The organism is Pantoea sp. USMM079 (genome assembly GCF_037153115.1).
Taxonomy (GTDB): domain Bacteria; phylum Pseudomonadota; class Gammaproteobacteria; order Enterobacterales; family Enterobacteriaceae; genus Pantoea; species Pantoea communis.
This window is the reverse complement of sequence record NZ_JBBCKX010000021.1, coordinates 42,902-58,577: the sequence shown is the minus strand read 5'-3', so window position 1 is coordinate 58,577 and position 15,676 is coordinate 42,902. Positions and strand designations below refer to the sequence as shown.

Here is a 15,676-nt window from a genome sequence, read left to right as displayed (position 1 = left end):
CGTGTTGATGGGCATTGCGCTATTCCCGCCACGCCGCATCGCGCTGTAATACCGGTAAGCGCTCGCGCGGATGTTTTAACGACGGCAAACAGGCCAGTAAGCCGCGCGTATACGGATGCTGCGCCTGCTGTAACTGCCCGGCGTCCAGTAATTCGACAATGCGCCCGGCGTACATCACCGCCACGCGATCGCAAAAGTGTGACACCAAAGGCAGATCGTGGCTGATCAGGATCAACCCCATACCGCGCGCGGAAACCAGATCGTCAATCAGCTTGAGGATCTCTGCCTGTACCGTGGCATCCAGCGCGCTGGTGGGCTCATCGGCGATCAGCAGTTCCGGATCCGGTGCCAGCATCATGGCAATCATCACGCGCTGGCCCATCCCGCCGGAAACTTCATGCGGATAGCGTTTAGCCACGGCGGCAGCATCACGAATTTTCACCTGCTCCAGCAGATCAATCGCCGCCAGCATTGCCGCTTTACGGCTGCCGCCTTTGTGCTCACGCCAGGCTTCGGCAATCTGCTGCCCAATGGTCATGACCGGATTGAGCGAATATTTCGGGTCCTGCAGGATGAAGCCCACGCGTTTGCCGCGAATCTGACGCAGCACTTTTTCACTGGCGCCGCGCAGATCGATACCGTCAAAACGCAATACGTCGGCGGTCACCTCCGCATTGCCCGGCAGTAGCTGCATCAAACAGCGTGCGGTCAGCGACTTACCCGATCCGCTCTCGCCAACAATGGCAAACTTCTCGCGGCCCACGCTAAAACTGACGCCGCGTACCGCTTCAAAGGTTTCCGTGCGACTGCGAAAGGCAATGCGCAGGTTTTCAATTTCCACCAGCATTTAGCGCTCCTTAGGATCCAGCACGTCGCGCAGACCGTCGCCGAGAAAGTTAAATGCCAGCGAGGTCAGGAAAATGGCGATACACGGCATCAGCGGCACCCACCATTCGCTGAACAGGAAGCGGCGCGCGGTGGCAATCATGGTGCCCCATTCAGGCGACGGCGGTTGCGCGCCCATCCCCAGGAAGCCAAGGCTGGCGGCGGTGATGATGATCGAACTCATATCCAGCGTGACGCGCACAATCAGGCTCGGCACGCACAGCGGCATGATATGGCGCAGGATAATACGTAATGGCGATGCGCCAGTCAGTCGGCTGGCGGCGATAAAATCGCTGTGGCGGAACTGCATGGTTTCGGCACGCGCCAGACGCGCATACGGCGGCCAGGCGGTTAAGGCAATCGCCAGAATCGCGCTCTCCACGCCGGGTTTCAGCGCGGCCACAAACGCCAGCGCCAGAATCAAACGCGGGAAGGCGAGGAAGATGTCGGTGATACGCATCAGCGTCTTATCCACAATGCCACCGGCATAGCCCGCGATACAGCCAATCAGCAGGCCGAGCGGGGCGGTGAGCAGCACCACGGCGATCACCATGCCAAGCGTGGTGCGTCCGCCATAGATAATGCGCGTCCAGACATCGCGGCCGAGTTCATCAGTGCCGAGCCAGTGTGCGACAGAAGGAGCCGCCAGACGGTTTTCCAGATGCTGTGTGCCAGGGGCAAACGGCGTCAGCCACGGGGCAAACAGCGCCAGTAATAGCATGACGGCGATGACCGCTAATCCTGCCATCGCCAGCGGGTTGCTGCGCAGGCTGAGCCACAAGCGATAGCGTCGGCCCCACACCGCCTGACGGCGATTGGCTGGCGTATCGTCCAGCAGCCAGTCACGAGAGAAGAAGATCATTTTACGCGTGGGTCCCAAAGTCGATAAAGAAGGTCAGCCAGCAGATTGAGCAGCACGTATACGGTGCCGACCAGCAGCGTGGCACCCACTACCGGGTTCATGTCGGCGTTCATCAGCGAGGTGGTGAGATACTGGCCGAGGCCGGGCCATGAGAAGACGTTTTCGGTGACCACCGCGCCCTCCAGCAATCCGGCGTAGGTCAGCGCCAGCACCGTCACCAGCTGCACCGCCACGGTCGGAAAGGCATGCCGCCAGATCACCCGGCGCGATGACAGCCCTTTCGCACGCGCAGTGATCACAAATTCACCGCTCAAGGCATTGAGCATAAAGGTGCGCGTCATACGTGTGATGTAGGCCATGCTGAAGTAGGCAAGGATCAAGACCGGCTGCGCCATGTGTGCCAGCGCATCCCAGAAGGCATCCGTTTCACCGGCGAGCAATGAGTCAATGGTGAGAAAGCCGGTGACCTGCGGCACCATATCCTGCCAGATGATGTCCTGCCGCCCTGGGCCGGGCGCAATGCCGAGCGCGGCGTAGAACACCAGCAGGCTCAGCAGCGCCAGCACAAACACCGGTAGTGAGTGTCCAGCGAGGCACACCACGCGAATGGTCTGATCGACCCAGGTGCTTTGGCGCACGGCGGCCCAGACACCCAGCGGAATACCGACCAGCGCGGCGATAATAATCGCGGCAGTCGCCAGTTCCATGGTCGCCGGGAAGAAGCGCGCAATATCGGTGGTCACCGGGTTTGAGGTGAGAACCGATTTCCCGAGATCGCCGTGCAGCAGTTGATTGAGGTAGTGGCCGAACTGAATGTAGAGGGGCTGATCCAGCCCCATTTCCAGGCGCACGCGATCCACCACGGACTGCGGTGCGTTATCGCCCACCGCCGCCAGCACCGGATCGGTAGGCATCACCCGGCCGATAAAGAAGGTCAGTACAGAAAGACCAAACAGCGTCAGCACCAGGCTTCCCAGGGTGCTGACGATTTTTTTCAGTAAAGGCATCAGGCTTTTTTCACCTGATCGTATGGCCACTGCTCCAGTACCGTCATGTGCACATCTGAGATGTTTTTGCCGCACGCGACATTTTTGGTCTTCTGCATCATGTAGATGAACGGACTTTTCTCGCGGCCCAACTGCTGAATCTGCTGATAGAGGGCAATACGCTTCGCCGGATCCGGCTCGTGCAGTGCCTGCTCAGTCAGTTTGTTGAACTCTTCATCTGACCAGCTGCAGCGCCATGCCAGCGTGCGGCTGCGGGCATTTTCGCTGTTGTCGGTATTCACGCAGAAGGCTTCGGTGTTGGAGTTTGGATCGAAATAGTCCGCGCCCCACACGGTCAGCGCCAGCTGATGCTGACGCGCACGCATCTTGGTCAACACCTGACGGTTTTCGGCGGCAATCAATGACACTTTGATGCCAATCGCGCCCAACTGGGTCTGGATCGCCTGAGCGATATCGGGATACGGCTGCATTGAGTAGTGGTCGAGGGTGATCTCAAATCCATCGGGATAACCCGCTTCCGCCAGCAGCGATTTGGCTTTTGCCACGTCTTTGTGGAACGGCGTGTCGTCCAGCGCCGCCGGGAAGCCGCTCGGCAGGAAGCTTTGATGGGTAATAAAGCTCATCGACAGGATGTTTTTCTGGATGCTGTCGTAATCCAGCGCCCACTTCAGGGCTTGCCACACCTGCGGCTTTTTCAGGTATTCATTATTGGTGTTGCAGGACATCAGCATGATGGCTGACAGCGACTGATTCACCAGCGACACGTTGCTGTCGTTTTTCACCTGTAGTAGCTGCTCGGTGGTGAGATCGTAGGCGGCATCCACGTCGCCTTTCTTCACCATCAGCGCCTGAGCGGCCGGGTCGGTGATGTGCTTCAGGATCACGCGCTTAATCTTGCTCTTATCGGCATACAGCGGGCTCAGTTCCAGGATCACCGTTTCACTGGCTTTCCAGGTGCGCAGAGTGAAGGCACCCGAACCGGCGCTGTGCTGTTTCAGCCATGCATTACCGAAATCGTTGTTCTGCTGATTGGCTTCACAGGCCTTCTTCGACACGATGCTGCCAACGGTGGCGGAGAGGCAATACAGCAGGAAGGTTTCCGCTGCTGGCGCGCCGAGTTTCATCTCCACGGTATGCGCATCTTTCGCCGTGACCATCTGCGTCACATTGTCTTTAGTGAAGCCGAACTGGTTGATGATAAAGGCCGGGCTTTTATCCAGCTTGACGATACGTTCAATCGAATAGGCGACATCTTCTGCGGTAAGCGCTGTGCCATCGGCGAATTTCGCTGCCGGGTCGAGGTGGAAGGTATAGGTGCTGTTATCGCTGCTGACATCCCAGCTTTTTGCTAGCTGGCCGATCACCTTGTCGGCTTTCTGCGGGTCCGGCGTGACCAGGCGCTGGTACATATTGCCGCAGATCTGGCCGCCGGTGGCTTCAAAGCTTTCATGGGGATCGAGGCTGGTGATGTTGTCCAGCTGCATCGCCATCACGAACATACTTGGTGGCGTATCAGCGAAGGCGGTGTTGAGACTCAGATAGGAAAAAGCAGGGACGGCGGCGCATCCTGCGAGAAAACGTCTTCTGGTTACCATGACAACTCCAAGTTATTGATTATTAAAATTAAATTTAGTTATTTTGCTGTTTTTTGTCTTGACTTTCCCGCTGTGCGAGAGGATTAATAATGGGATTAAGTCATTTGTTTCATGCGTGAAGCCTTGCCTCTTTTTGGTGCAATTTGCCCCGCCAGCAGGCAGAACTTGCGCTTTCTCCCGAACATGGAATCGATACAACATGTCTGACATCTTCAATATTCCGGTCTTTGACGGTCACAACGATGTGCTCAATAAACTCTGGCAACACCATCAACCCAACGCGGTGCAGGCCTTCCTGCAGGGCACTGGACGCGGTCAGATGGACCTGCCGCGTATCCGTCAAGGAAATATGGTAGGTGGGATATTTGCCACCTGGGTGCCGTCTCACCCTCTGATTGCAAGAAGTGCGCCAGACCTCGCAAATTTTCCTCAGGAAATTATTGGCGCTGCGCGTGATGCCACTTTTTCGATGCTGGCGCTGCTGTTGCGGATTGAGCAGGCCTCTGAGGGGCAAGTGAAAATTTGTCGCAGCGTGCGCGATATTCGTGACTGCATGGCCAGGGGCGTGCTGGCGGTGGTGATGCATGTGGAAGGGGCGGAAGCGCTGGATACCAACGGCGAGCTACTGGATATCCTGTATGCCAGCGGTCTTCGTACGCTGGGGCCACTGTGGAGTCGCCCGAATCAATTTGGTGAGGGCGTGCCGTTCCTGTATCCGTCATCGCCGGATGTCGGCAACGGCTTAACCGCAGCGGGTAAACAGCTGGTGCGTGACTGTAATCAGCGCCGCATCATGGTTGACCTGTCGCACATGGATGAGAAGGGCTTCTGGCACACGGCGGAGATAAGCAATGCGCCGCTGGTGGCGAGCCATTCCAATGCACATGTCATCAGTGCGCAGTCGCGCAACCTTACCGATCGCCAGCTGGCGGCGATCAAGGAAACCCACGGCTTTGTCGGCGTGAATTTCGCCGTGCCGTTCCTGCGTGAAGATGGCGATCGACATGCGCCCACCACCGTGGATGCCATCGTGCAGCACGTGGAATACCTGCTGGAGAAAGTGGGGGAAGATGGCGTCGGTTTCGGCTCCGATCTGGATGGTGCCACCATGCCAGGCGACATGAAAGACGTGGCCGGTTTCCCGCTGGTGGTCAACGCGCTGGCGGCGCGTGGTTATTCGCGCGAACTGCTGGAAAAAATTTGCCACGGCAACTGGCTGCGCGTGCTTGAAGCGACCTGGGGCGAGTAATTATGCGATTGCGACACATTGAAGTCTTTCAGGCGATAGTGCAGACCGGCAGCATCAGTGCGGCGGCGCGATTGCTCAATGTGTCGCAGCCGAATGTCAGCCGCGTCTTAACGCACGCCGAGCAGCAGTTGGGTTTTGCCCTATTTGAACGGCGGGCACAAGGGATGGTGGTCACGGCCGAAGGACGCCGCTTGCTGCCGGAAGTGGAAGATCTCTACCAGCGTTTACACTCCATCACCCAACTTACCGAGCAGTTGCGGCGCGGCGAGGGGCAAACGGTGCGTGTGGGAGCTGCACACGCTTTTGGTCAGATGGTATTAGCGCCCGCACTGGTCAACTGGCGACAGCAGGCTGCGTCGGTGAGTGTGGAGCTGGTGACCGAGCACTTCAGCACGCTGTGCCAGATGATCATGGATAACCAGCTCGATTTCGCGCTGGTGTTTGGTCAGCAGGTCGATGCCGATCTGCTGGCGGAACCGCTGTTTCAATCGTCGATGGTGGCGCTACTGCCGCAGCATCACACTCATAACGAACCCGCCACGCTGGAGTGGTTGTGTGCCAACAACCTGTTGATGATGCAGAACCAAGACCCACTTGGGCGCGTGCTGCACCGTGCGTTGCGTGACAAAGGGCTGGACCCGGCGGTGTCGTTGTCGATCAAAACCTATTCGGTGATTGCTGATATGGTGCTGGCAGGTGGCGGTGTGGGCGTGGTGGATCTGTTTACCGCCTGCCGCTATGCCGACCAGCTAAAACTGCTGCCGGTGGCCCAACCGCTGCCGTTTGAAGTGATGCTGATCAGCCGCCGCGATCAGCCGCAATCGCAGTCAACGTTGCAGCTGAAGCAGGTGATCCGTAATAAGCTGTGGGAGATCGCGCGGCAGTGTGAAACGCGGTTTTTTACGCTTTAACGACTTGCGCAATACATTACGCCGCTACCAAAAACATGCGCTCTGCCGTAGCGGCGCGATTTATCGCGCTACAAAGATATGCACCCTGCCGTAGCAGCGCGATTTATCGCGCTATTGACTGCTTACACCCCATCCGTAATCGGTTTACGCACCAGCAGCAGATAAGCCAGCGCACCCACCACGGTGACGCCTGCACAAATCATCAGCGCCAGGCTAAACGACTTGGTGGTATCCAGCACCCAACCGGTGATCACCGGCGCAAACGAGGCAAACACAAAGCTGGCGAAGTTCTGGATGCTGCCCACCGATGCCGTCATACGTGCGGTAACGTTAGCGTGAATCAAGCCCCAGCAAGATGTCCCGGCAAAGTGAATGCAGAACAGCGCCATGCCAATCAGCGTCACTGCACTGGCGGTGTCTGTTGCACGGGTGACGAAAGTGGTGAAGGCTGCAGACAGCAGCATGCCGCTGACAATCGATACCTTACGCACTTTCACTGCATCCATTCCACGACGCACCAAGGCATCTACCACATAGCCGTTCAGCAACATGCCCGCGGCGCCAAACAGGAATGGAATCGCCGCCAGCAACCCGGTGCTTTTCAGATCCAGATGATAGGTCGATTGCAGATAACCCGGCAGCCAGGCAATGTAGAGCCACGCGGTGTAGTTGATGCCGCTGAAGCCAATCATCATGCCCCACATGGTGCGCTGCTTGAACAAACCGCGCCACTCGGCAAAGCTCAGCGGCTCTTTGCGTGATGCCACGCTGCCCGCTTGCAGATAGTGAATCTCTTCACCGCTCAATTTGCTGTTGTCGCGGTTGCGGTACATCACATACCAGCCAATGGCGAGGAACATACCCAGCACACCGATGGTCACGAACATGCCGCGCCAGCCCATCACCAACATCATGGCGGCCAAAATCGGTGGCGCAATGGATAAACCAATCATCGATGCCGCATTAAACATGCCCATCGGCATGCCGCGATCTTTGATGTTGAACCAGTCGTTGATCACCTTAACGCCGCACGGGTTCATCGGCGCTTCACCGATGCCCAATCCGATGCGCACCAGCACAAACTGGGTGAAGTTATGCACCAGACCGGCAGCGGCCTGGAACAGTGACCAGACAAACATGCCGAGCGCTAGCATGATGCGCGGCCCTTTGCGATCCAGCAGCGCGCCGCAAGGCAACTGTGCCAGGCCGTAGGCCAGCGAGAACGCCGACAGCAGCACACCAATTTCGGTGGCGGATAAACCCAGTTCTCCACGAATGGTCATATTGGCCACTGAAAGTGAGCTGCGATCGAGATAGTTGATAATGGCCGCAAACAGCAGCAGCAACATGGCGGTAAGCTGAATCTTCTTGATGCGCGGAGAGCGCACCACGTCACCGCGTGCCGGGACAAAGTCTTGTCCATCGACGGCGGATGTTGGCGCGGCGTCACGGCCACGTGCAGATGTATTTTCCATTGCAACCTCCCAGGTATGGGGTCTTATCGTTATCGAGGGTTGGGGTCCTGCGGCAGCGAAACGGTGCTGCCACAACAGATTGCTTTGGAGACTAGAAGTAAACCGGTTGGGATGTTGCGAGGATGTTTCAGATTCGTGCGGGCGCTTCAGAATTGTGGTTTTTAATCGGTTTTTAATTGTACTGGCGAATGCAGCGGATCATCGATGACTTCGCCGTGCCAAGATGGTTATGCAACGCGCACAAAGCTTCGACGTCCCGGCGGCTGATTAGCGCAGTCAGAATCGCCATATGTTCCTCCAGTGCCACGATGTTACGCTGTTTTAAATCTGTTTCATCCCATTGATAATGCGAATGAAAAATCACGGAGATGATCTCCAGTGACTGATTGAAGAACGGATTATTAGCCGCTGACAGAATCAGCGTATGCATCTCTTTATCCAGCGCGGCAAAGTGGCGATAGTTACTGGCGATGGTGTCGCGCATGGCACGGTGGCGATCCAGCAGGTCGCGCGCCTGAATCCAGCGCTCATCACTGGAGGGGAGGTTGAGAAAGCGGGTAAGTGCATGTGTTTCCAGCATTTCCCGCAGTTCGAACAGGTTTTCAGCGTAGAGTTGATCAAACTTTTTCATGCGCCAGTGACCCCGCTTCACCGGTTCCAGCAGGTCGTAACGCATAAACCGCAGCAGGAACTCGCGCACCACTACCGGACTGGCCTTGACCTGTTGTGCCAGCTGCAACTCACTAAAACTGTCGCCGGGCATCAGCTGTCGCTGGTTAATCAGATTAAAAAACACCTGTTCAAACAGACGCGCTTGTTGATCGATCGGCGGCGTTAACGCGCTAAAACCATCCTCTTCGCTGGGATCGCGCACGATAACGTAAGTTTCTTCAACTTTATCCAGTACGCCGCGCTCATGCAGATGCTGCAGGGTATGGCGCACGGTGGTGCGGCTGATATTGAACATTTCCGCCAGCGCGGCTTGCGGTGGCAGCGGAGATCGGATGTGGCGTTTAGCGATGCCTTCCAGCATTTGATTGATTACGTTCTGGCGTAAATTCAGGCTTCGGCTCATGCGTTTCTCCGGTTTTTTATTTATTAAAAACCACACAAAGCCCAAAAAAAGGGCGCTGCCTCACACTTCAGTATGCGCAAAAAGCGCGAGTCCCCGATTTTCGCCAAAACTGCGACATCAGCACAGGAGAAGCCCATGACAACAATGAAAACCCTGGTGGTTGCCGAGCCGCGCAATATGGTGTGGCAGCAGCGTGAGAAACCGACCCCAGCCGCTCAGGAGGCTCTGATTAAACCAATTGCCGCCGGGATTTGCGGCACCGATATCCATGCCTGGGCGGGTAATCAGCCGTTCTTCAGCTATCCACGCGTGCTGGGCCATGAGCTATGTGGCGAAGTGATGGAACTGGGCAACCGGGTAACGAATTTTAAAGTGGGGCAGCGCGTGACGCTGATTCCCTATGTTGCTTGTCAGCAGTGCGATGCCTGCCTAAGCGGTAAAACCAACTGCTGCGAGAATATCTCGGTGATTGGTGTGCATCAGGACGGCGGTTTCTGCGAGTACCTCAGCGTACCCGCCAGCAACCTGCTGGCGGTGGATGATGTTGCGCCGGAAGCGGCGGCACTGATCGAGCCTTTTGCGATCAGTGCACATGCGGTGCGCCGGGCGGCGGTGGCAGCGGATGAGCAGGTGCTGGTGGTCGGCGCTGGACCGATTGGCCTTGGCGTGGCGGCGATAGCGGCAGCGGCAGGTGCGCAGGTGGTGGTCGCCGACACCAGTGAACCGCGACGCGCGCATGTCGCAGAAAAGCTGGGACTCGCGACCATCAACCCGATGGCAGAAGACTTCGAAGCTTCGCTACGTGCGGAATTTGGTGGGCGTCTGGCGGCGAAAGTGATTGATGCCACCGGCAGCCCGGCGGCGATGAACGGTGCAGTGAAGCTGATTCGCCATGGCGGCACCATAGTGTTTGTCGGCCTGCACAAAGGGGATTTGGTGATCCCGGATATCGAGTTCCATAAACGCGAAACCACCTTGATGGGCAGCCGGAATGCCACGCACGAAGATTTCGCAAAAGTGGGCGAACTGATGGCTTCGGGTCAGCTTCGTGCCGATATCATGCTGAATCGGCATTATGATTTTTCTACTTTGGCGGAGACCTTTGAGTCAGAGGTGATCAACAATCGTGAGTTGATTAAGGGCGTGATTCATTTCGCGAGGTAATCGGTGCGCTTAACTGCGCGCTGGGCCAGGCGCTGAGAATCTGTAGTATTGCCATTCAAGACGCAATGCATGTTTGTTAAAGCCGCATTCACCCAGGCTGCCAGTTTAGAAATGGCAGCTTTATTTGCGTTTGTGCGCAAGTGCAATCTGGGGCTTTTAGGGGCAGGCGATCCGCAGCAATCAACAAAATCTTTTCAACCATTACAGGGTATTAGAGCGCCAAGTCAACGACGTCCTACATAAAATTTACGTTTATCGCACGTTCTATTAGGGTTGGCCTTCAACCCTCGATGTCATATTAACAGACGGAATCACCTGAAGTAGCGGTCTAATTGCTAAGGTCGATTGATAGCAAAAATTCTGCTATATCTGGCCGCTATCTCATGCAAAAAATTTAGGGATGAAGGCTATGCTAGTCAGCGAAGAGGGGCTGTTACGTTCTGGGTTCAGTTCTTTGGAATTGCAGATAGTTAAAAATAATGTCGAAAGCTATGGCGGGACGCTTGATGAGGCAATCCTTGACCTTGCAAGGCGATTCCGTACGCTAACTTGGATCATCGCCGCGTGTACAATCATTTTTTTATTGCTGGTGATGTTTAGTACCGGAATAAAAATTATTGCTGGTGGAGTGGCTTTCCTGTTTGGCATTGCGGTCATGATGATTGGCCAGCCCCCAGTGCTTTGCTACAAGTCATGGCGCTACTGGCGGGCAAATCGGCCTTAATGTGACGATTGGTCTAAAGTCAGTAGGTCAAACACGACTTTTGCTTTTAGGCCATAGCCCACGATGTTCATTGTGAGCTTTGGCCTGCTCATACTGTCAACTTTTCGGAAAAAATCGGTGGGCATCGATCTGAACAGACGCCATGCCCCGGCTTTTCTCGCTACACCGAAAACACTGTATACACTGGCTGTAAGTGTGACTGCATTATAAAAAGCGAGTCCCGTCTCAGGCTTAAAACCCAAGAATTCAGCCCCTTCCATAGCGGCGTCACCAAAAATACCTTCTGAATGAGCACTACCAGCAGGCGAGAAATTATTGATAACTTCCTGTGATATACCATTAAATCCATCAGTAACGAGCACAGCCCCGGCCAGCATCCCAATCGGCGTCATCGTTGATATCATCATGAAGCCGGTAAAGAGAGCAATGCCCGATATGGCAATATGGACAGCAGATAGGGTGTAACCAACAATTTTGTTATTCTGCCTGACAAATTCGACCTTAGCGTAGAGTTGCGCAGTCTTCATTCTTAATAACCTGTCTTGCTCAACAAGGTTATCTGCTTCTTCGCGAAGATTCTTTATGCAGGCAATGCATTCCTCATCGGTCTTTGCCCGCCTGGCAATCATGAACTGCGCTTCAATAACATCCCTTATTTCCTGCACGAACTGGAGTCGGGTCAGTCCATCTTTGATGTGGAAGCCGCCTAGACGGTTGGCTGTTTCAATCAGCTTGCGGGCTTCAAGATTTACCATCGTTTCTGCCCAAGCCTTATTACGCCCATTCGAGCGCATCATAGCGAATAATGCTTCATCCATTTCACAAATCCTTTGTTGGGTAGATGACTTGATAATACTTATTCAGACCCATCTGTAAAATGAGAAATTAATGTGGGTGTTAGGTTTACGCATATCCAGAAGAACTTAGTGTGATTTTTCATTTTTATTGAGCGTCAGATACCCTAATACCCGTCGCTTAATTTACAGGTATTAGGCTGTTGATGGCGACCAAGAATATTATGCCTGCAGTGCGGCAAAAAAGTGTTCCCTGACCGCTTCGGCATCCACGCCGAGGCACAAGCGCTGTGGGCGTAATCCGGCAAACGGATCTTCACGTGAGGCGAGGGCGCTGAGACGTCGCACTGTCTGTCCACGGCTGATGCCTTCCGTTATCACGCGCACAGGCGCTTCGGTGACTTCAAACGCCTGCGGTAACGCCAGCCAGGAGAGCGTGAGCGTGTCATGCAGCGCCATGCCATCAAACCCTTCTTTTTGCAGGCTGTAAGCCAGATAAGGGCGGCAGATGGCGCTTAATATCGGCTGATTTAACTGCCGCACTTCATCGCCGGTGATCAGCACCTTGTGTGTCACATCCAGCGGGAGCACCACTACCGGCAGCGCCGAGGCCAGCACCTGATCGGCAGCATGCGGATCTTTCCAGATATTAAACTCGGCAAACGGCGAGACGTTGCCAGAATGGCCGTCAGTGCCAAATGCCCCGCCCATGATCACCAGCTCTTTCACCAGCGGGATGATATCCGGTGCCTGATTGATGGCGCTGGCGATATTGGTCAGCGGTCCAATCGCCACGATGGTGATGGCATGGGGCTGCGCGCGCACGCTATCAATAATGAACTGCACGGCGCTGGATGCTGCTTCACTGTGTGAGTTCTCGAATGCATCCCCTAATCCATCCAGGCCGTGCAGCGTGGCGGGTGCAGAAGGCGCCAATGCCAGTGGCCGCGAGCAGCCACGATACACCGGTGCCTCAATCCCCATCTTCTCGCAGAACAGCCTGGCATTTTTCACCGCCTGGCCGACCGCCACATTGCCAAACACCGTGGTAATCCCCAGCAGCCGCTGCGTCCGCGCCGCATACGCCAGCGCAAAGGCATCATCCACGCCAATATCAGTATCAAAAATCAGGGTACGCATCGGGATCTCCATTCATTTTTGTTCTAGAAAATGAGTAATAAACAATCATTGCCACTAGAACATAAAAAGTCTAAATTTAGTCTACTTCGGAGGTGTTTATGAAAATTGAAACAATTAGCTATATCAAAAAAAATGCAGCCGCTCTCGATCTTTCCGAGCCAATTCTTGTGACACAAAACGGTACACCAGCGTATGTTATTGAGTCTTGGGAGGAGCGCCAACAACGTGATGAAACGTTAGCTCTACTCAAGTTGCTGGCGCTTTCGGAAGAAGATAAAGCGGCTGGTAAAGGTATGACTCGCGAACAGTTACTCGAAGGCCTGTGAGGATAATATGGAGCACAAGGATGAGCAGTTCACTATTATTTATCTTCCCACTGTTCGACTAAGTCTGGAAAAGATCTCTGCTTTTCATCGCCGTATAGGCAACGACTACAACGCCATCATTTCGCGAGTGATTGACGAGTTTGAATCACGTGTACGCCATTTCCCTACGAGCTGCCCCGTGAGTTCGCAACTGGCTGATTTAGGTGCCACGCGTTACCGTGAATTCAATAGCAGTGAAAACTACCGCATATTGTTTTCAATTGAAGAGAACACAGTGTTCGTTCATGTGCTCGTGTCATATAGACAAAGCATCCAGGATTTATTATTGCGACGTATACTTGTGCATTAATGAAGCACTGATTTCTGATGTATTGTCACCCCCGCTACGCCAGCGTATTATCATGCCGCTAAGGTGATGGCGTGCCACCTTCCCCAACCGCCGTTCTGGAAACAGACGGCTGATGACGCCTGACAACACTCGTATCCCTGCGCGGGAGACGGCGGTGTGTCAGGTGTTTTTCTGTCCTGCCGCGGCCCTGCGCGTAACTCATTTCAGGAGCTCCAAAAGTATGTTGAAGTCGTTACTGGCTGTGATGCTCGGTGGTGCCGTGGGCTGTTCACTGCGCTGGCTTATTTCTCTGCGGTTCAACGCGCTGTTTCCCAATCTGCCACCGGGTACTTTAATGGTGAATCTGGTCGGTGGTTTTATCATCGGTGCAGCGTTGGCGTTTTTTGTCCGCAATCCGCATATTGACCCTTTCTGGAAACTGCTGATTGTCACTGGCTTATGCGGCGGTTTAACCACCTTCTCTACCTTTTCAGCGGAAATTGTCGGCTTGCTGCAAACCGGTAAATACCTCTGGGCGATGTCGAGCGTGATGGTGCATGTGATTGGTTCACTGCTGATGACCTTCGCCGGCTTTGCAGTGGTGAATCTGCTGGGATAAAAGCCCTGCGCATCACGGGCTTGAAATAACTCCTAAGAGGTAGATACTGATCGGTGTTCTGTTTGCGTGACAAGCAGAACCTGTCACCGATTTATCCGGACGATTAGGGAGCCCGTTGATGCGAAGTAACCCCAAATTCCTTAACCTGGTGTTGTTAAACGGTGAACCTGAACAGAAACTGCGCGCGGCCCGTGCCGCCGGTTTCGATCAGGTCGAAATCTGGCGGGATGATGTTGAGGCAGCCACAGCGCAGCTGGCTCAACAGTTAAATCTTGGCTTTACCAATTTGCAGGTGCTGCGTGATTTTACCGGTACGCCGGATCGTGAACGTCTGCAAAAGCGTGAAGAGCTGCGGCAGTTTATCCAGATTGCGCAGTCAATCGGTTGCAACACCATTCAGGCACCGGCCACCACGCGTGAAGATTGCGTGGCGGAGCGCATCGATGAAGATCTGCGTTGGATGGCCTCAGAAGCCGCGCGCTATAACATGCGCATCATGTACGAACCCATGGCGTGGTGCAGCGTTGATAATACGCTGCCGCTGGCGTGGGAACGATTGCAGCGCCTGGACCAGCCGAATATTGGACTGGTGGTCGATCTGTTCCACATTTGTGCCTTGGGTGGGGACGCCTCACAGCTGGATGGCATTCCTGCCGATCGTATCTATGAAGTGCAACTGTGCGATATGGCGGAGATGCCGCCGCAAGAGAAGGGCGCGCTAAGTGATTATGCGCGCCATCAGCGGTTGTTGCCCGGCGACGGCATTATCGAAGTGGAACGCTTTGTCGATAAGCTGAAAAGCGCCAGCTATCGTGGCCCGGTCGGCATTGAAGTGTTTAACGATGGATTAAAAGCGCAGCCACCCGAAGTGGCTGCGCAACAAGCCTGGAACGCGTTAAATCGCTACTGGCCTTAATCCTGCAAGCACTGGGCGATAAAGGCGGCCGCTTGCATCGCACCCTGTGAAGAAATGGTATGACCGGTGGCGGCTTCAAAGCGCGCTTCCACCGTCACGCCTGCCGCTTGCAGGCGCTGTACTGCTGACTCACTCTCGCTATACGGAATCACGCCATCCGCTTTGCCGTGAATCAGCAACGCAGGCGTGTGCGAAGCCGGGGTTAATGCACCGTCAAACGACAATCGTCCGGAAAACGCCACCACGCCCGCCAGCGGATGACGGCCCTGTGCCAGTGCATCCAGCGCCATGATCGAGCCCTGAGAAAAGCCGACCAGAATCACTTTATCCCACGCGTCCGCCATGCCGTGTTGCGCCATCAACTGTTGCAGTGTCTCATCGAACGCTGCGCGGGCTTCACGCACCCGCGCCGGACGATTTTCTGGGGTAATGCCCGTCAGGCTAAACCACTGATAGCCCATTGCATGTTCAAACGGATAGGGCGCATTCGGCGAGGCAAAAGCCACATCCGGCAGCAGGCTGGCCCAATGCTGGCCGAGTCCTGCCAGATCGTCGCCATTACTGCCCACACCATGTAAAAAAATCACCAACGCTTTTGCCATCATC

General features: G+C 55.1%; 17 protein-coding genes and 1 riboswitch. Of the genes, 8 read left to right on the top strand and 9 right to left on the bottom strand.

Annotation, left to right across the window (positions count from 1 at the left end):
- Positions 1-19: 19 nt before the first annotated feature.
- Genes WFP70_RS20770 through WFP70_RS20755 form a run of 4 tightly spaced genes read right to left on the bottom strand, consistent with a single transcriptional unit; the run spans position 20 to position 4,349 of the window.
- A complete protein-coding gene (locus tag WFP70_RS20770) occupies positions 20-847 on the bottom strand; it encodes an ABC transporter ATP-binding protein (RefSeq protein WP_034819944.1) in 828 nt (275 codons plus the stop codon).
- The gene (locus WFP70_RS20765; RefSeq protein ID WP_337024270.1) at positions 848-1,747 is read right to left on the bottom strand and encodes an ABC transporter permease; all 900 of its coding nucleotides are present in this window, start codon (positions 1,745-1,747) and stop codon (positions 848-850) included.
- Positions 1,744-2,754 carry an ABC transporter permease gene (locus WFP70_RS20760; RefSeq protein WP_337024271.1) on the bottom strand — a complete coding sequence of 337 codons (1,011 nt, stop codon included), beginning with the start codon at positions 2,752-2,754 and terminating at the stop codon, positions 1,744-1,746. The genes WFP70_RS20765 and WFP70_RS20760 overlap by 4 nt, the downstream gene beginning before the upstream one ends.
- Positions 2,754-4,349, bottom strand: a complete 1,596-nt coding sequence (locus WFP70_RS20755) for an ABC transporter substrate-binding protein (RefSeq protein WP_337024272.1) — start codon at positions 4,347-4,349, stop codon at positions 2,754-2,756. The genes WFP70_RS20760 and WFP70_RS20755 overlap by 1 nt, the downstream gene beginning before the upstream one ends.
- A gap of 199 nt (positions 4,350-4,548) precedes the next feature.
- Here WFP70_RS20755 and WFP70_RS20750 point away from each other — a divergent pair, with 199 nt between their 5' ends.
- Positions 4,549-5,598 carry a dipeptidase gene (locus WFP70_RS20750; protein WP_337024273.1) on the top strand — a complete coding sequence of 350 codons (1,050 nt, stop codon included), beginning with the start codon at positions 4,549-4,551 and terminating at the stop codon, positions 5,596-5,598.
- Between the two features lie 2 nt (positions 5,599-5,600).
- Entirely contained in the window at positions 5,601-6,509 is a 909-nt protein-coding gene (locus WFP70_RS20745; RefSeq protein ID WP_097119438.1) for a LysR family transcriptional regulator, read from the top strand.
- 122 nt (positions 6,510-6,631) lie between these two features.
- On the opposite strand, the gene WFP70_RS20740 is transcribed toward WFP70_RS20745, so the two are convergent.
- Both WFP70_RS20740 and WFP70_RS20735 read right to left on the bottom strand, forming a co-directional pair.
- On the bottom strand, positions 6,632-7,984 hold the full coding sequence (locus tag WFP70_RS20740) for an MFS transporter (protein ID WP_337024274.1): 1,353 nt from the start codon (positions 7,982-7,984) through the stop codon (positions 6,632-6,634).
- Between the two features lie 172 nt (positions 7,985-8,156).
- The gene (locus WFP70_RS20735; RefSeq protein ID WP_337024275.1) at positions 8,157-9,059 is read right to left on the bottom strand and encodes a GntR family transcriptional regulator; all 903 of its coding nucleotides are present in this window, start codon (positions 9,057-9,059) and stop codon (positions 8,157-8,159) included.
- A 135-nt stretch (positions 9,060-9,194) separates the two neighbouring features.
- Between WFP70_RS20735 and WFP70_RS20730 the strand changes: the two genes are divergently transcribed.
- The 3 genes from WFP70_RS20730 (at position 9,195) to WFP70_RS20720 (ending at position 10,947) form a co-directional block, all read left to right on the top strand.
- The gene (locus WFP70_RS20730) at positions 9,195-10,223 is read left to right on the top strand and encodes a zinc-binding alcohol dehydrogenase family protein (RefSeq protein ID WP_337024276.1); all 1,029 of its coding nucleotides are present in this window, start codon (positions 9,195-9,197) and stop codon (positions 10,221-10,223) included.
- Between the two features lie 69 nt (positions 10,224-10,292).
- A complete protein-coding gene (locus WFP70_RS20725; RefSeq protein WP_337024277.1) occupies positions 10,293-10,466 on the top strand; it encodes a hypothetical protein in 174 nt (57 codons plus the stop codon).
- A gap of 166 nt (positions 10,467-10,632) precedes the next feature.
- Entirely contained in the window at positions 10,633-10,947 is a 315-nt protein-coding gene (locus tag WFP70_RS20720; protein ID WP_337024278.1) for a hypothetical protein, read from the top strand.
- Here WFP70_RS20720 and WFP70_RS20715 read toward each other — a convergent pair.
- Together WFP70_RS20715 and WFP70_RS20710 are read right to left on the bottom strand one after the other, a co-directional pair.
- Positions 10,944-11,765 (bottom strand): DUF4225 domain-containing protein, encoded by an 822-nt coding sequence (locus WFP70_RS20715; RefSeq protein ID WP_337024279.1) that lies wholly within the window; start codon positions 11,763-11,765, stop codon positions 10,944-10,946. The genes WFP70_RS20720 and WFP70_RS20715 overlap by 4 nt on opposite strands.
- A gap of 198 nt (positions 11,766-11,963) precedes the next feature.
- Positions 11,964-12,881, bottom strand: coding sequence for a nucleoside hydrolase (locus WFP70_RS20710; RefSeq protein ID WP_337024280.1), 918 nt, complete (start codon positions 12,879-12,881; stop codon positions 11,964-11,966).
- 98 nt (positions 12,882-12,979) lie between these two features.
- Here WFP70_RS20710 and WFP70_RS20705 point away from each other — a divergent pair, with 98 nt between their 5' ends.
- The 3 genes from WFP70_RS20705 (at position 12,980) to WFP70_RS20695 (ending at position 15,070) form a co-directional block, all read left to right on the top strand.
- Positions 12,980-13,207 carry a type II toxin-antitoxin system Phd/YefM family antitoxin gene (locus WFP70_RS20705; RefSeq protein ID WP_034819917.1) on the top strand — a complete coding sequence of 76 codons (228 nt, stop codon included), beginning with the start codon at positions 12,980-12,982 and terminating at the stop codon, positions 13,205-13,207.
- Between the two features lie 402 nt (positions 13,208-13,609).
- Positions 13,610-13,685: riboswitch (Fluoride riboswitch) on the top strand.
- Between the two features lie 91 nt (positions 13,686-13,776).
- A complete protein-coding gene (crcB, locus tag WFP70_RS20700; protein WP_034819910.1) occupies positions 13,777-14,154 on the top strand; it encodes a fluoride efflux transporter CrcB in 378 nt (125 codons plus the stop codon).
- 118 nt (positions 14,155-14,272) lie between these two features.
- Positions 14,273-15,070 (top strand): sugar phosphate isomerase/epimerase family protein, encoded by a 798-nt coding sequence (locus WFP70_RS20695; protein ID WP_337024281.1) that lies wholly within the window; start codon positions 14,273-14,275, stop codon positions 15,068-15,070.
- Here the strand turns inward: WFP70_RS20695 and WFP70_RS20690 are convergent.
- Positions 15,067-15,672, bottom strand: a complete 606-nt coding sequence (locus WFP70_RS20690; protein ID WP_337024308.1) for an alpha/beta hydrolase — start codon at positions 15,670-15,672, stop codon at positions 15,067-15,069. The genes WFP70_RS20695 and WFP70_RS20690 overlap by 4 nt on opposite strands.
- Positions 15,673-15,676: the final 4 nt, after the last annotated feature.

Coding starts and splice junctions, on each gene's coding strand:
- WFP70_RS20720 (WP_337024278.1), top strand. CDS start 10,633: ATGCTAGTCAGCGAAGAGGGGCTGTTACGTTCTGGGTTCAGTTCTTTG.
- WFP70_RS20770 (WP_034819944.1), bottom strand. CDS start 847: ATGCTGGTGGAAATTGAAAACCTGCGCATTGCCTTTCGCAGTCGCACG.
- WFP70_RS20705 (WP_034819917.1), top strand. CDS start 12,980: ATGAAAATTGAAACAATTAGCTATATCAAAAAAAATGCAGCCGCTCTC.
- WFP70_RS20760 (WP_337024271.1), bottom strand. CDS start 2,754: ATGCCTTTACTGAAAAAAATCGTCAGCACCCTGGGAAGCCTGGTGCTG.
- WFP70_RS20710 (WP_337024280.1), bottom strand. CDS start 12,881: ATGCGTACCCTGATTTTTGATACTGATATTGGCGTGGATGATGCCTTT.
- WFP70_RS20745 (WP_097119438.1), top strand. CDS start 5,601: ATGCGATTGCGACACATTGAAGTCTTTCAGGCGATAGTGCAGACCGGC.
- WFP70_RS20740 (WP_337024274.1), bottom strand. CDS start 7,984: ATGGAAAATACATCTGCACGTGGCCGTGACGCCGCGCCAACATCCGCC.
- WFP70_RS20765 (WP_337024270.1), bottom strand. CDS start 1,747: ATGATCTTCTTCTCTCGTGACTGGCTGCTGGACGATACGCCAGCCAAT.
- WFP70_RS20735 (WP_337024275.1), bottom strand. CDS start 9,059: ATGAGCCGAAGCCTGAATTTACGCCAGAACGTAATCAATCAAATGCTG.
- WFP70_RS20715 (WP_337024279.1), bottom strand. CDS start 11,765: ATGGATGAAGCATTATTCGCTATGATGCGCTCGAATGGGCGTAATAAG.
- WFP70_RS20725 (WP_337024277.1), top strand. CDS start 10,293: ATGTTTGTTAAAGCCGCATTCACCCAGGCTGCCAGTTTAGAAATGGCA.
- WFP70_RS20730 (WP_337024276.1), top strand. CDS start 9,195: ATGACAACAATGAAAACCCTGGTGGTTGCCGAGCCGCGCAATATGGTG.
- WFP70_RS20695 (WP_337024281.1), top strand. CDS start 14,273: ATGCGAAGTAACCCCAAATTCCTTAACCTGGTGTTGTTAAACGGTGAA.
- WFP70_RS20755 (WP_337024272.1), bottom strand. CDS start 4,349: ATGGTAACCAGAAGACGTTTTCTCGCAGGATGCGCCGCCGTCCCTGCT.
- crcB (WP_034819910.1), top strand. CDS start 13,777: ATGTTGAAGTCGTTACTGGCTGTGATGCTCGGTGGTGCCGTGGGCTGT.
- WFP70_RS20750 (WP_337024273.1), top strand. CDS start 4,549: ATGTCTGACATCTTCAATATTCCGGTCTTTGACGGTCACAACGATGTG.
- WFP70_RS20690 (WP_337024308.1), bottom strand. CDS start 15,672: ATGGCAAAAGCGTTGGTGATTTTTTTACATGGTGTGGGCAGTAATGGC.